Annotated in this window: 11 protein-coding genes; 5 read left to right on the top strand and 6 right to left on the bottom strand. The window is 53.2% G+C overall.

Going from position 1 to position 15,701, the window contains the following annotated elements; all coding sequences use genetic code 11:
- Positions 1-99 precede the first annotated feature (99 nt).
- From DFR42_RS14715 to aptA, 5 genes are all read right to left on the bottom strand, one after another.
- Positions 100-1,548, bottom strand: a complete 1,449-nt coding sequence (locus DFR42_RS14715; protein ID WP_110255750.1) for an NCS1 family nucleobase:cation symporter-1 — start codon at positions 1,546-1,548, stop codon at positions 100-102.
- Between the two features lie 329 nt (positions 1,549-1,877).
- The gene (preA, locus tag DFR42_RS14710) at positions 1,878-3,152 is read right to left on the bottom strand and encodes an NAD-dependent dihydropyrimidine dehydrogenase subunit PreA (RefSeq protein WP_110255749.1); all 1,275 of its coding nucleotides are present in this window, start codon (positions 3,150-3,152) and stop codon (positions 1,878-1,880) included.
- Between the two features lies 1 nt (position 3,153).
- Positions 3,154-4,512 carry an NAD(P)-dependent oxidoreductase gene (locus tag DFR42_RS14705; protein WP_110255748.1) on the bottom strand — a complete coding sequence of 453 codons (1,359 nt, stop codon included), beginning with the start codon at positions 4,510-4,512 and terminating at the stop codon, positions 3,154-3,156.
- A gap of 173 nt (positions 4,513-4,685) precedes the next feature.
- On the bottom strand, positions 4,686-6,185 hold the full coding sequence (locus DFR42_RS14700; RefSeq protein WP_110255747.1) for a CoA-acylating methylmalonate-semialdehyde dehydrogenase: 1,500 nt from the start codon (positions 6,183-6,185) through the stop codon (positions 4,686-4,688).
- Positions 6,186-6,198: 13 nt separating this feature from the next.
- Positions 6,199-7,509 (bottom strand): omega-aminotransferase AptA, encoded by a 1,311-nt coding sequence (gene aptA / locus DFR42_RS14695; RefSeq protein ID WP_245936982.1) that lies wholly within the window; start codon positions 7,507-7,509, stop codon positions 6,199-6,201.
- A 274-nt stretch (positions 7,510-7,783) separates the two neighbouring features.
- Here aptA and DFR42_RS14690 point away from each other — a divergent pair, with 274 nt between their 5' ends.
- The 4 genes from DFR42_RS14690 to DFR42_RS14675 all read left to right on the top strand — a co-directional run bounded on the left by DFR42_RS14690 (position 7,784) and on the right by DFR42_RS14675 (position 12,532).
- Complete coding sequence (locus tag DFR42_RS14690; protein ID WP_110255746.1) at positions 7,784-9,226, top strand: aminotransferase-like domain-containing protein; 1,443 nt, start codon at positions 7,784-7,786, stop codon at positions 9,224-9,226.
- On the top strand, positions 9,219-9,842 hold the full coding sequence (locus tag DFR42_RS14685) for a TetR/AcrR family transcriptional regulator (RefSeq protein ID WP_110255745.1): 624 nt from the start codon (positions 9,219-9,221) through the stop codon (positions 9,840-9,842). Before DFR42_RS14690 ends, DFR42_RS14685 begins: the two co-directional genes overlap by 8 nt.
- 164 nt (positions 9,843-10,006) lie before the next feature.
- A complete protein-coding gene (locus DFR42_RS14680) occupies positions 10,007-10,822 on the top strand; it encodes a substrate-binding periplasmic protein (protein WP_110255744.1) in 816 nt (271 codons plus the stop codon).
- Positions 10,823-10,921: 99 nt separating this feature from the next.
- A complete protein-coding gene (locus DFR42_RS14675; protein ID WP_110255743.1) occupies positions 10,922-12,532 on the top strand; it encodes a DUF3369 domain-containing protein in 1,611 nt (536 codons plus the stop codon).
- Positions 12,533-12,538: 6 nt separating this feature from the next.
- On the opposite strand, the gene DFR42_RS14670 is transcribed toward DFR42_RS14675, so the two are convergent.
- Positions 12,539-12,970 (bottom strand): MerR family transcriptional regulator, encoded by a 432-nt coding sequence (locus tag DFR42_RS14670; RefSeq protein WP_110255742.1) that lies wholly within the window; start codon positions 12,968-12,970, stop codon positions 12,539-12,541.
- A gap of 82 nt (positions 12,971-13,052) precedes the next feature.
- Between DFR42_RS14670 and DFR42_RS14665 the strand changes: the two genes are divergently transcribed.
- On the top strand, positions 13,053-15,626 hold the full coding sequence (locus DFR42_RS14665) for a heavy metal translocating P-type ATPase (protein WP_110255741.1): 2,574 nt from the start codon (positions 13,053-13,055) through the stop codon (positions 15,624-15,626).
- Positions 15,627-15,701 lie beyond the last annotated feature (75 nt).

Below are 15,701 nucleotides of genomic sequence, written 5' to 3'. Positions count from 1 at the left end.
CAAAAACGTATACGTTATTTCAGGCCCAGTGTTGGGCTGGTGAAGCGTAGCCCAACCTACATCGTCAACACCTACTCCGTGATTTCGCACATTCAAAATTCAAACCTTCTTACCACTCATCAAACCCATATACACGACACCGGACAAGGCGAGGCCGACGAACCAGGCGTAGGTGTAGATGGTTTTTAATACTTCTGGAATAGCCGGGAAACTGGCAGGGAAAGCCGCATTCAAAAAACCCGGGATATTCGGCAAGACGCCGATCACAAAAGCGATCACGGCTGCCATGTTCCAACCATTTTTATAGCTGTACTTGCCTTCATCCTGGTACAGGGCTGCGACATCAATTTCTGTCTTGCGGATGAAGTAATAATCAATGATCAAAATACCGGCGATGGGGCCAAGCAAGGCGGAATAGCCGATCAGCCAGGTAAAGATATAGCCCTGAGTGGATTCCAAAATCTTCCACGGCATCATGATGAGGGCGATGGATGCGGTGATATAGCCACCGGTCTTATACGAGATCAGCTTGGGGTTCAGGGCTGAGAAATCATATGCCGGGCCAACAAGGTTGGCGGCCAGGTTGACGGATACCGTGTCTATCAGCAAGATCAGCAAGGCGATCAATACGGCAATGCCCGTCATGCGGCTGGCGAGGTCTACTGGGTCCCACAGGGCTTTGCCGTACAAAACCACGGTTGCAGAAGTGACGATCACGGCCAGCAGCGCCAGCAAGCCCATGGGTGCAGGCAAGCCTATGGTCTGGCCGAGTATCTGGTCTTTTTGTGATTTGGCGAAACGGGTAAAGTCAGGGATGTTCAAGGCCAGGGTAGCCCAGAAGCCGACCATGGCTGTCAGTGAAGGCCAGAAGGTGCTCCAGAACTGCCCGGCTTTTTTACCTCCCTCAACAAATTGGGAAGGTTGATCAAGTAAAGGGCCAAAGCCGCCCGCCTTGTTATAGACCCAGCCCAGCAAGACGAAGCAGATGACAATCTTCAAAGGAGCGGTATAGGTTTCCAGCTTGCGTATGGATTCCATGCCGTGGAAGATATACCAGAATTGTATGGCCCAGAAAATCAGGAAACAAATCAACTGCGCGGCATTGATGCCCAGGCCAGCGATATTGTCGCCACCCAGAGGATGGCCGATCATGACCCCACCCAGGGTATAAATCATTTGCCCACCAAACCAAGTTTGTATGCCATACCAGCCGCAGGCGACGATGGCACGCATGAGGGCAGGCAAACGTGCACCGCGCACACCAAAGGAAGTGCGTGCCAGCACCGCATAAGGAATACCATATTTGGCACCGGCATGGCCTATCAGCAACATGGGGACAAGCACAATGGCATTGGCAATAAACACGGTCACCACCGCCTGATAACCCGACATGCCACCTTCGATCAGGCTTGCCGCCAGAGTATAGGCCGGGATACACATGACCATGCCGACCCACAAAGCGGCAAAGTGATACCAGCGCCAAGTGCGCTGTGCTTCTGAAGTAGGTGCTAAATCTTCATTCCAAAGTTGCCCGCTTTGTGTCTGCATATACTCTCCATTAGGTGTCAGCAAGTGAATTAGCGATACATTCAAGACCTCTCAACACAGAGGCACAGAGACACAGAGGGTTCACAGAGAAGAACATGAAGAAAACCATGTAATTCTCTTGCACCTCTCTGTGTATCAATACTCAGATACTGAATGATCTTTATATATCTACTTTATAGCAGATTTATAGCAAACTTCGTTCCAACATCAACATCTAACAACACTTAGAAATTCAATAAGAGCCAAGCGCCCAATGCTGTCTTGAATTCTCTTGCATTTCTCAGTGCTTTCTCTGTGTCTCTGTGCCTCTGTGGTGAGTGGTTTTAAACCTATTTCAACACCGCACGCGGGTTGCGTGGGTCTTGCGTCCAGTTCATATATGGCTTGCCAGTTGCCTGGGGCACCATGGTGATGCACTGTTCTACCGGGCAGGTGATCTGGCAAAGGTTGCAGCCTACGCATTCTTCCTTGATGACTTCGTATTTGCGGGTGCCGTTGTCTGCAATCAACTGCGCAATCGACTGGTGCGAAGTGTCTTCACAGGCGATGTAGCAGCGGCCGCATTGTATGCATTTGTCCTGGTCGATCTCGGCAATGACGGCATAATTCATGTCCAGGTATTTCCAGTCTGTCGTATTGGCGACGGCTTTACCGGCAAAGTCACTGATGCGTTCATAGCCTTTTTCGTCCATCCAGCGTGACAGGCCGTCTGTCATTTCCTTGACGATGCGGAAACCGTGCAACATGGCAGCGGTACATACCTGCACCGAGCCTGCACCCAGCGCCAGGAACTCTGCTGCATCACGCCAGTTGCCGATGCCGCCTATGCCTGAGATGGGCAGGCCCTTGGTGGCCGGGTCACGGGCGATCTCTGCCACCATGTTCAAAGCGATAGGCTTGACTGCGCTGCCGCAATAACCACCATGCGTGCTTTGCGTACCGACGATGGGGCGGGCGATCATCTGGTCAAGGTCTATCGACGTGATGGAGTTGATGGTATTGATCAGAGATACTGCATCGGCACCGCCATTGAAGGCAGCGCGGGCTGGTACGCGCACATCGGTGATGTTGGGTGTGAGCTTGACGATGACAGGCAACGAGCAATATTTTTTGCACCAGCGTGTGATCATCTCCACATATTCTGGTACCTGCCCTACGGCTGCGCCCATGCCGCGTTCTGGCATGCCGTGCGGGCAGCCGAAATTGAGTTCTATGCCGTCTGCGCCCGTCGCTTCTACCAATGGCAGGATGCGTGCCCAGCTTTCTTCTTCGCAGGGGTACATCAGCGACACGATCATGGCGCGGTCTGGCCAGTCTTTTTTGACCTGGGTGATTTCGCGCAGGTTGATTTCCAGGCTGCGGTCGGTGATCAGTTCTATGTTGTTGAAGCCGATGACTTCGCGGTTCTTGCCAAAGTGGGCGGAATAACGTGAAGAGACATTGACCGGTGGCGGATCTTCACCCAGGGTTTTCCAGACCACGCCGCCCCAGCCTGCTTCAAAAGCGCGGATAACGTTATAGGCCTTGTCGGTCGGTGGTGCAGAAGCCAGCCAGAAAGGATTGGGTGCCTTGATACCAGCAAAATTAATCGAGAGGTCAGCCATATTACACCTTCGCTTTCAAATCATTATCAATCGCCAGCGCTGCCAGCTTGCCATGTTGGACTGCCTGTACGGTCAGGTCCTGCCCGTCGGCGATACAATCGCCACCGGCATAAATGCCGGATACGCTGGTGCGGTACTGCGCATCCACATGGATTTTGTCATTCTGCTTTTGCAGGTCTTTTGCCAGTGCATCTGAAAGGCTGCTGTTGTCCATGCATTGACCGATAGCTTTGAAAACGGCCTGTGCGGGGATGTCGATAGTGGCGCCGCTGGTTTGCAATTTGCCGCCCACTTCTTTGGTACGGGCAAAGCGCATGCCGCTGACCTTGCCTTCTGCATCACGCAAGACTTCTTGCGGTTGCGCCCAGGTGACGATACGCACCTGATTGGCTTTGGCGATGTCTTGTTCATGGTGGGTGGCAGACATATGCTCTGCACCACGGCGGTACACGAGGGTAACCTGCTCTGCACCAAGGCGGGCGATTTGCACTGCCATGTCGATGGCGGTATTACCAGCACCGATAACCACGCATTGCTTGGGCACGGGTAACTTAGTCAGGTCTTCTGCCTGGCGCAACTCGGCGATGTAATCTACCGCCGCCATCAGACCGGGCGCATCTTCACCTGTCAGGCCTAACTGGCGACTTGCACCGAGGCCGAGGCCAAGGAAGACTGCATCATAATCACGGCGCAAATCTGCCAGTTGCAGGTTCTTGCCAAGTACCTGCTCATGCTTGACGGTGATGCCGCCAATTTGCAGCAGGAATTCCACCTCGCGCTGGGCGCTGTCTTCTGTCAGTTTGTATTTTGCGATACCGTATTCATTGAGGCCACCAGATTTTTTCTTTGCTTCAAAAATCACTACATCATGGCCCAAGGTAGCGAGCCTGTGCGCACAGGATAAACCTGCTGGCCCACCACCAACGATGGCGATCTTTTTACCAGTACTGGCATCGCGCTGGAAAGGATGCTGCTCAAACTTGGCATTGTCGAGTGCAAAGCGTTGCAGCAGACCGATCTTGACTGGTGCGCCTTCTGCATCATGATTGCGCACGCAGGCATGCTCGCACAAAATCTCGGTCGGGCAAACGCGTGAGCAGCTTGCGCCGAGTATGTTTTGATCGAGAATGACCTTGGCTGCGCCATTGATATTGCCGACAGCAATATTCTGGATAAAGCTGGGCACATCAATTTCTGACGGGCAGATGCGTGTGCAGGGAGCGTCGTAACAATAGAGGCAACGATCACTTTCTATCGCTGCCTGGCGCTTGTTCAGTGCCGGATTCAAATCAGTGAAATGCGAACGCAGCGTTTCCTGACTTTCTTCTGCCTGGGGTAAATGCTTAAGGGCTTCCAACATGGTGGCTCCAATCGATCTTGAGAATTCTTTTTACAAGCAATTTTCGTGACAGCTAATTTACTATTTCAGGACTTACGAAAAATTGTCCCAGCAAGGCGCAACGACGAAGACAGTACTTTAGTACGGCTAGGAGCTGCAACGCCGCTGGGGCGATTTTCTCGTATGTCCGGCGTTTATTTATTTTGAGGGAAGGAGAATTCTGCCCCCTTACTAATACTGTCAGGCCAGCGCTGCATGACTGCTTTCACACGGGTATAGAAGCGCACGCCCTCGGGGCCATAGATATGATGGTCGCCAAACAGGCTGCGTTTCCAGCCACCAAAACTATGGAAGGCCATGGGCACAGGCAGTGGCACATTCACGCCGACCATGCCGACTTGTATCATGCGCACGAATTCACGTGCTGTGCCGCCATCGCGTGTGAATACTGCCACGCCATTGCCGTATTCATGTTTGTTGATGAGGTCTGCTGCTGCTTCCATGTCTGGTACGCGCACTACGCACAATACCGGGCCAAAAATTTCTTGTTTATAGACTGTCATTTCTGGTGTCACATGATCGAACAGGCTGCCGCCGCAGAAGAAGCCTTGTTCATGTCCCGGCACTTTAAAGTTGCGGCCATCGACAACAAGTTTTGCACCTTCTGACACGCCTTCACCGATCAGGCTTTCTATACGTTCCTTGGCAGCATGGGTAATAACCGGGCCCATTTCTGCATCCGGCACCAGACCGTTATTGATCTTGAGGGATTTAACACGTGCTGCCATGGCGTCAACCAGGGCATCGGCAGCAGAACCAACGGCGACGGCCACCGAGATGGCCATGCAACGTTCACCGGCAGAACCATAGGCTGCACCCATCAGTGCATCGACTGCCATTTCGAGATCAGCATCAGGCATGACGACCATATGATTTTTTGCACCGCCCAATGCCTGCACGCGTTTTCCATTCGCGCAACCACGCGCATAGATTGCCTGCGCAATCGGGGTGGAGCCAACGAAGCTGATGGCCTGGATTTCAGGATGATCAAGCAAGGCATCAACGACAGTTTTATCACCCTGTACGACGTTGAAAACACCATCCGGCAAACCCGCCTGCTTGAGCAGTTTTGCATGCAACAAGGATGCAGATGGATCACGCTCGGACGGTTTCAAGATAAAGGTATTGCCGCAAGCAATAGCGATAGGGAACATCCACATCGGCACCATGACGGGGAAGTTGAAAGGCGTGATACCAGCCACGACACCCAGCGGCTGGCGCATGCTGCAAGCGTCTATGCCACGGGCGATCTGTTCGGAATATTCACCCTTCAACAACTGTGGTATGCCTATCGCAAACTCCACCACTTCTATGCCGCGTGCGACTTCGCCCTTGGCATCGGCCAGGGTCTTGCCATGTTCCTTGGTCAGCAGATTGGCGAATTCATCGGTGTGCTGTTGCAGCAGGTTCAGGTAAGCCATGAGCACGCGGGCACGTGACAGGGCTGGCGTGTTTGACCAGGCAGGAAAAGCTTTTGCAGCGGCGGCAACTGCCAGGTTAACGTCCTGCTCGCTGCCCAGTGCTACCTGGCCTTGCACGGAACCGAGTGCAGGATTATAGATATCGGCAAAGCGTGGCTGCATGCTTTGCTGCAGTTCGCCGTTGATGTAATGATTGACTTGATATGTGGTCATGATGTTCGCCGGATTAATCGAGGTGTTTCAAAATATCGTGCAGTTTGCCGAACAACTGGTCTACGTGTTTTTTCTCCAAAATCAATGGAGGTGACATGGCGATGATGTCGCCTGTCGTGCGTACCAGTACACCTTCGGCAAAGGCTTTCTTGTAGGCTGCCATGGCGCGTGCGCCAACCTTGCCTGGCATGGATTCCAGTTCTATCGCACCGATGAGGCCGACATTGCGCAAGTCGATGACGTGTGGCAAGCCTTTCAGTGAATGCAGGCCGTCTTCCCAATAGGCTGTCATGCTTTGTGCATGTTCCAGCACTTTTTCTTCCTTGAATACTTTAAGGGAAGCAAGGCTGGCAGCAACTGCCAGCGGGTGACCGGAATAGGTATAACCGTGGAACAGTTCTATGCCTGCAGGGCCTTCCATTAAGGCATCGTATATTTTTTGATGGCTGAACACTGCGCCCATAGGAACGACACCATTGGTCAGACCCTTGGCCGTCGTCATGAAATCAGGCGTGACGCCAAAAAAGTCAGATGCAAACGGTGTACCCATGCGGCCAAAGCCGGTGATGACTTCATCAAATATCAGCAGGATGCCATGCTTGTCGCACAGTTCGCGCAGGCGTTTCAGATAACCTTTTGACGGCAGGATGACGCCGGCAGAACCAGCCAGCGGTTCGACGATGACGGCAGCGATGGTGGAAATGTCGTGCAGGGCAATCAGGCGTTCTAGTTCATCTGCCAGATGTGTGCCGTATTCTGGCAAGCCACGGGTGAAGGCATTTTTTTCGAGGTTGTGCGTATGTGGCAGGTAATCAACACCGGCCAGCAAGGTGCCAAACTGTTTGCGGTTGGCTGGCAGGCCGCCGAGTGACATGCCGCCAAAGCCTACGCCGTGATATGCGCGTTCGCGGCTGATGAAGCGGGTGCGCTGGGCTTCGCCACGGCTGCGGTGGTAGGCCAGTACCATTTTCATGGCGGTATCGACTGCTTCCGAGCCGGAATTGGTATAAAACACCTGGCCAAATTTGTGGCCGCTATAGTCTATCAACTGCTCTGCCAGCTCAAAGGCTTGCGGATGACCGATCTGGAAGGCGGGTGCGTAATCTAGGGTCGCCACGGCATCTTGTACCGCTTTCACCACAGTTGGGTGGGAATGGCCCAGCGGCACGCACCACAGGCCTGCCGTACCGTCGAGTATCTCGCGGCCATTCTGGTCGCGGTAGTACATGCCAGAGGCAGAAGCCACCAGACGCGGGGCCTCTTTATAGTCACGGTTGGCCGTGAAAGGCATCCAGTAGGAATTGAGTTGTTGTTTGCTGAGCATGGGCTTCTCCTTGACACTGAAAACAATTTACCAAGTGGTAAAAATATGCTGAAATGCTAAATAAGCATATGCAGTAATGACATATACAGCCAGTTTAATTTCATCCAACCGTATTGGTAGCCAGAACAACACAGTTGTGTTGGACTGTCACAAAACCGCCCCAGCGGCGTTACAGCTCCTAGCCGTACTAAAGTACTGTCTTCGTCGCTGTGCCTTGCTGGGACAATTTTGTGACAGTCCAACTAGACTTGGGCATGTTCAGCGAGGAGCAAGCATGGACGCCGTAAAAGAACAGCAGGTAGTAGAGCAAAGTCCCATCTGGCCGCAACTGTCACTGGAGCGCAGCCGCCAGGCCAGCCTGGTCGACCAGATCGTGCAGGAGGTAACAAGGCTGGTGCGTCAGAACGACCTGGCGCAGGGCAGCAAGATGCCGTCTGTGCGACAGTTTGCCAAATGCAATGCGGTCAGTACCTTTACAGTTGTGGAATCTTACGAGCGGCTGATCACCCTGGGCTTGCTGAGTTCACGCCGTGGCTCTGGTTATTTTGTCACCAAACCGGCCTGTACACCGCAGCCCATGGCGCAAGCCGTCATACCCAGCGCGCTGGATGCGCTTAGCCCCGATCTGTATTCTGGCGTGTCCAGTGCCCTGCCGGTAGGTTCTGGCTGGCTACCGCCAGAATGGTATGGCGATGATATTTTGCTGGATGCCTTGAAGCAATCGATGCGCATCCCTACCCAGCGCCTGCGTGGCTATGGCAACCCTCTGGGTTTCCCCAGCTTGCGCCAGCACCTGGCCAGCAGCCTTTCGCAGGAACTGTTCAGCGTTGATTCTGAACAGATATTGCTGACCCATGGCGCTACCCATGGCTTTGACCTCATCCTGCGCACGCTGTGCAAGCCTGGCGATACTGTACTGGTTGAAGACCCGGGTTATAGCAATCTGCTATCCCTGATACGTCATCACGGCTGCATACCTATAGGCATAGCCCGCGATGAAAAAGGCCTGAACCTCGACAGCCTGATGGAAAAGGCACTGCTGCATCAGCCCAAGCTGATGTTTGTGAATACGGTCTTGCAAAACCCGCTGGGCACCAGCCTGAGCCAGGCACAGGCGCACCGCCTGCTGGCTCTGGCAGAACAATTTGATTTCTGGCTGGTGGAAGATGATATCTACCGCGAACTATGCCCGCGCCCCGAACCTTCACTGGCGGCAATGGATGGTTTGCGCCGCGTGATACGGGTGGGCAGTTTTTCCAAGACGCTGTCCCCTACCCTGCGTGTAGGCTCGGTCTGCGCATCACATTCGCTGATCGGTGAATTGCTGAGGGTGAAGATGCTGGCAGGTTTGACGACATCAGAAATCAATGAACGCGCCGTGCTGCATGCGATCAGTTCGCGCCTGTACCGGCGCATGCTGGAAAAGCTTAAACGGCAGTTGGAAACCTCGCGCAATGCCAGCATGGATTTATTATTGGCAGCAGGTCTCACACCACTGGCAGAACCACGCGGCGGCATGTTCATCAGTGCGGGCTGGAAAGACAGCAAGGCCAGTGCCAGTGAGATTTCACGCCAGGCTTTGCAGGAAGGTATTTTGCTGGCACCGGACGAATTCTTTAGCCTGCGCGCCAGCGACCACCCCTGGTTCCGTTTCAATATCGCTTATAGCGGCGATGAAGCATTGAAAAACTTTTTGATGAAGCAGCGTCATGGATAGAGCGCCAGACAAACTCACGCGTTCACGCGATGCGCTGCAAGCACGCATCATGCAGGCGGCAGTCGAGGTATTTGCCGAGTCCGGTTATGCAGGCACGGCGCTGGCATCTATAGCCGAACGGGCTGGCTTGTCGAAGCAGAATTTACTGTATTACTTCCCGACCAAGCAAATCCTGTATGAAAAGGTGCTGGACCAGGTGCTCGATCAGTGGCTGGACCGCATGAATATACTGGCAGACCCCGAGCAAGATCCGGCGACACTGTTACGCAATTACATACGTGCCAAACTTCGTTTTTCACGTGAGCAGCCACAAGCCTCACGCGTGTATGCGATGGAAGTCATCAGCGGTGCGCCTGTTTATGCCGAGACCATGCGCAATAAGATACTACCCTTATTGCAAAAGGATATAGCCGTTTTTGAAGCCTGGATGGCGGCAGGGAAAATTGCCGCCGTCAATACCACTCATTTATTATTTGCCATCTGGGCCATGACGCAATCCTATGCTGACTTTGCCTCTCAGATGAGTCTGGTATTGGGGCATAGCCCTCTGGATGAAAATGATTTTACAGAAGCAGAAACCATGATCGTCGAGATGGTACTAAGCCGGGTTTGTTAATGACAGCGAAGGACAGTGAGCGCCAATGAGCGCGAGTTGCAGTCCTTAACAATTGTTATTGCGCCAGAGTGGTGCATCGCTGGGCTATCTGTTAAATTACCAGTCAGGAGTGAGCTGACTTTATTGCTGAGTGCACAAAGTTAGTCTTTTTTACTGGAGGCACTATGTCTGGCATGACTGCACAAAAGATGCTGATGCTGCGCTGTATTTCATGCTTATATTTATTGAGTTTCAGCGCTTTGCTGCAAGCGCAAAATTTACCGCAATGCCCTTCCCGCCCTGTCGTCCTGGCCTTGCAGGAACTGGGGCAGTTTTATCGCGCAGGCGTGGGCCTGGACAAGGATATGGCCGATGAATTTGCCGTGCGCAGCGGTTGTAAATTCGAGACACCGGTATTACCACGGACCCGCACCTGGCATGAGATAGAGGCTGGCCGGGTTGATATGGCCTTGTCGGCATTGAAAACGAGTGAGCGTGCCGAAAAATTCTGGCTCTTCCCCTATCTGCAGTCGCGCCTGCAAGTCGTCATTCACAAGGATAAGGCGGCCACAGTCAAATCCCAGGAAGATTTCCTGAAACAGGATAACTTGTTCATGGGCGCTGTGCGCAGTTTCAATCATGGTTATAACGAAGCTTTCATCCAGCAATTGCGCAAGCTAAACCGGGTAGTCGATGTCAATGACAGCGAGCGCCTGTATGCTATGCTGGAAGCACGACGCTTTGACGCTGTCATAGGCTTGCCACTGATCTATAACGCTTACCTGGACAGGGCGCAAATGGAAAGCAAATACAAAGCCATAGACTGGAGCCCGGAACATCTGAAAGGATATGCGCATCTGGTACTCACCAGGAAGAATTTCTCAGAAACAGAAGCCCAGAAATGGAATCAATTACTGCTAGCCATGATCAAGGATGGCACCATGTTGCGACTCTTGAAAAAATACGTCAGCAAGACAGAGGCCGAGAAGATGCTGGAATAATTCTTCTCTATTAATTTCGATTACAATCACTCAGGTAGCCTGGTGATACAGCTTGGTGATACAGTACCTGCAAAGCGGTGCAATTGATCGGGGGAGTGTATGAATCACGAACAGGGATCAGAAGAAGACTGGATCATCGAAGATGAAAAGGATGATCAATCACAGCAACAGCTTGATACCTCATTTGAATCACATCCCTGGCGCTTGCTCATCGTTGACGATGAAGAAGATATTCATGCCGTCACCCGCCTGGCCTTGAGCAATATTGTATTCAAGGGCAGACCTCTGGAAATACTCTCAGCCCACAGCGCCTCTGAAGCCTTCGATATCCTCAGCAAAGAAAACGACATCAACCTGATCTTGCTGGACGTGGTCATGGAAACCGATGACGCCGGTTTGCGACTGGTCAAACGCATACGCGAAGAACTCAAGAATCAACTGGTGCGCATCGTACTGCGCACAGGCCAGCCGGGCCAGGCCCCCGAGAAAAGCGTCATCGTTGACTATGACATCAACGACTACAAAACCAAGACAGAACTGACTACCCAGCGCCTGTTTACCACGGTGATTGCCTCTTTGCGCGCCTATGAAGGCCTGCTGTCGATAGAGCGCAGCCGCATAGGTCTGACACGCATCTTGCAGGCATCGGCAAATTTGTATGAGCTGAAGTCCCTGAAGGAATTTGCCTCTGGCGTGCTGAATCAGATCGGTGCCATACTCGATGTGGGTGCGGATGGGGTTTTATGCCTGTCGCGCAATGCCGGGCTGCGCTCTGGTGACCGGCTGCAAACCAGCATCATTGCAGCGACTGGTACTTACAGCGATTTTTCTGGTTTGAACAGCCTGCCTGCTGATTGTGAATGGACAGCCATCGTCGAAAAAGCGTTTACGGAAAAGAAAAGCCAGTTCCAGCATCCGGCTGATGTCTTGTTCATCCACACCCGGCAGGGGCATGAATTTGCCATCCTGGTGACGCCACCCTGGCCGCTGGGGCAAATGCAACGTGATTTGCTGGAATTATTCTGTGACCGCATTGCCGCAGCCTTTGACAATCGTTACCTCAATGAACAATTGCAAAAAGCCCAGGAAGCCTCGGTCGTTGCACTGACGGACCTGGCAGAATCACGCGATGCCGATACTGGCGGTCATGTGCAACGTGTATGCAGGCTGACCAATGCGATAGCCAGTGAGCTGAAGAAACGCAATAATTTCGAGACTGATCTGACCCCACAATTCATGGAAATGGTGGGCATCGCCAGTATCCTGCACGACGTGGGCAAGGTGGCGACACCAGATGCTGTATTGCTGAAAGCTGGCGGCCATGACAAGAGCGAGCGCATCATCATGGAATACCATGCGCTGGCAGGCGAGACTGTACTGGCACGCGCAGCCACCATGGTTGAAGGCGTCAGCTACCTGACTTATGGCTCGCAGATCGCAGGCAGCCATCATGAGCATTTTGATGGACAAGGCTATCCACGCCAGTTGAAAGGCGAAGAAATCCCGCTTTCAGCGCGCATAGTCGCCGTGGTTGATGTATTTGATGCCTTGTTACACCGCCGCCCCTACAAGGAACCCTGGACACTGGCAGACACCATTGCCTACATCAAAGCCAGAAGCGGCACACAGTTTGACCCTCTGGTAGTCGATGCACTGCTGCACTTCATACAGACAGAAAACCCGGACTGGATTGCAGGCGGCGAGCATTGAGATCAATCAGTTGTGGCAGTTCTTCACAGACTTTGGTGCATCACTGGCCAGCGCCTGAATGATAGGGCACTGCGCCTGCTGCGTCGAGGAGGCACATTGCTGTATCAACTGCGTCAGCATCTCTTCCATCCTGTGCAAATCCGCCAGTTTGGCCTGTACCTGCAGCAGGCGTTCATGCGCGACGTCGCGTATGGCTTGTCTGTCGTTACCATCTTCCAGCATGAGCAGGTTGGCGATTTCATCAAGACTGAAACCCAGTTCCTGCGCCCTTTTGATAAAGCGTATGCGCTCTGCCAGGCTGGCTGGGTAGGTTCTGAAGCCGCTGGCAACCTCGGGCACAGGCAGCAAATTGCGGCGCTGGTAATAGCGTATGGTTTCTACGCCCACTCCTGCGGCCTTGGCCAGTTGGCCTATCGTATATTGATCCACATCAAGCATCGTTAAAAAGTCCTTGACTCTGTTCTTGGGTACGGAGTCTATGATAAGGCAATATCATTTTATCTGTACGGGAGCATCATCCATGACCCAGGATCACACCACCCACCAGCATGGCGGCAGTTGCTGCGGGCATAAGCATGAGGCGCAGGCGACCACGATTGAGGAAAAAAAATACACTGACCCCGTCTGCGGCATGCAAGTTAGCAAGAACACTGAAAAAACTGCCCGCTTTCAAGGTGTTGCCTATTATTTTTGCAGCACATCCTGCGTCAGCAAATTCACTGCTGCACCAGAAAACTATGTCAAGGCAAAGAAAGTCATAGGCCTGGGTAAAGTTAACAACAATGTCATGCAAAGCGATGCGGACGGTGAACACAAAGACCCGGTCTGCGGCATGCGTGTTAATGGGCAAAGCCCGCACCAGTTTATTCATGCAGGGCAAAGCTATTATTTTTGTTGCAAGGCTTGTCTGGACAAATTCAGCAAAGACCCTGTTGCCTGGCTGGACCCAGCCAAGCGCCCCGCCCCTAAACCGGTAGCCAAAGATGCGATTTTCACCTGCCCCATGCACCTGGAGATAGAGCAAGTTGGCCCCGGCACATGCCCGCTGTGTGGCATGGCGCTGGAACCGAAAGAAGCCTCGGCAGAAGAAGATACCAGTGAGCTGGATGATATGTGGCGGCGCTTCAAGTTCAGCCTGGCTCTCAGCCTGCCGCTACTCATCATGACCATGGGCGATATGTTGCCTGGCGTGTCATTTCACAGCATCTTGGGCATGACAGCCTTCAACTGGCTGCAATTCATCCTGGCGACGCCAGTCGTGCTATGGGCTGGCTTGCCATTTTTTGAGCGTGCACTGGCCTCTTTCAAAACCAGGCATCTGAATATGTTCAGCCTGATAGGAGTGGGCACGGCAGCCGCTTATCTGTTCAGCCTGGTGGCGCTCTTGCTGCCGGGTGTATTGCCCGTCGCCTTCAAGATGGATGGCATGGCACCGCTGTATTTTGAAGCGGCTGCGGTCATCATTTGCCTGGTCTTGTTGGGGCAGGTCCTGGAATTGCGTGCACGCTCACAAACCAATGCGGCAATCAAGGCCCTGCTGGGCCTGACGCCAGCGACTGCAATACGCATTGCTGCCGACGGCAGTGAGGCTGAAATTGCCCTGGATGCGGTACAAACGGGCGACAGTTTGCGCGTCAAGCCCGGCGCGCACATACCAGTTGATGGTGTGGTGCTGGATGGGCATAGCAATGTCGATGAAGCCATGCTGACAGGTGAAGCACTACCTGTCAGCAAACAGGCTGGCGATAAAGTCAGCGCCGGCACAATCAACCAGCAAGGCAGTTTCAGCATGCGAGCCGAGCGTATAGGCAAGGACACTTTGCTGGCCAGCATTATCAATCTGGTGAATCAGGCAGGACGTTCACGCGCACCGATACAAAAGCTGGCTGACCAGGTATCTGGCTGGTTTGTGCCGGGCGTGATTGCCGCAGCCGTGCTGGCCTTTGTCGCATGGGCAGTCTGGGGGCCAGCACCGGGGATGGCAAATGGCTTGATGGCAGCAGTCTCAGTATTGATCATCGCCTGCCCTTGTGCACTGGGCCTGGCAACACCGATATCGGTAACGGTAGGTATAGGCCGCGGTGCTCGTGACGGGGTATTGATCAAGGATGCTGAAGCACTGGAAAGACTGGAAAAAATCGATACCCTGCTGATAGACAAAACCGGTACGCTGACTGAAGGCAAGCCAAGCTTGCAAAGTTTTAGCGTTGCCACTGGCGAGTCAGAAACTGATTTACTGGCACTGGCCATGGCGCTGGAACAACGCAGTGAGCATCCGGTTGCCCATGCCATCGTCAGCTATGCAGAATCCAGAGGCAGCAAGACAGCAGACATCAGCAATTTCACCTCCATTACCGGCAAGGGTGTCAGTGCAATATTTGATGGCAAGACAGTCTTGCTGGGTAATCCTGCGCTATTGAAAGGACAGGCAATAGACATCACAGGCTTTGCACAACAAGTCACGGATTTGCAGACGCTGGGCCATACCGTGATGTTGATGGCAGTGGATCAAAAAGCAGTGGCCTTGCTGAGCGTGGCAGACAAGATCAAGAGCAGCAGCAAGGAAGCCATAGTGCAATTGCAGCAGCAGGGCATGCAGGTCATCGTCCTGACCGGAGACAATGCGATCACTGCACAAGCGGTGGCAAGGCAATTGGGACTGGATGATGTACGGGCTGATTTGCTGCCCGCAGACAAATTCCGCATCGTGCAGGAATTGCAGGCGCAGGGCCGCGTAGTTGCCATGGCAGGCGACGGCATCAATGATGCACCGGCACTGGCGCAGGCCGACGTAGGCATAGCAATGGGGAGTGGCACTGATATCGCCATGCATAGCGCCCATGTCGTGCTGGTGAAAGGTGACTTGCGCGGCATTGTCAAGGCAAGATCATTGAGCCAGCATGCCATGAAAAACATACGGCAAAACCTATTCTTTGCCTTTGCCTATAATTTTATAGGCGTGCCTGTCGCTGCCGGGCTTTTGTATCCCTGGTTTGGAATTTTACTCAGCCCCATGATAGCCAGTGCGGCCATGAGCCTGAGTTCGGTATCAGTCATCAGCAATGCGCTGCGCCTGCGGCACGCCAAACTATAGTATTGACTCGTCAGGAACAGGTAAAATACGCGCCTGTTCCTGCCAGCACCTGGCATTGCTTTAGTAATCAAGAAA

Source organism: Undibacterium pigrum, from assembly GCF_003201815.1.
GTDB lineage: Bacteria > Pseudomonadota > Gammaproteobacteria > Burkholderiales > Burkholderiaceae_D > Undibacterium > Undibacterium pigrum.
Note: the sequence above shows the minus strand (reverse complement) of the source record. Positions and strands in the feature narration are given on the sequence as shown.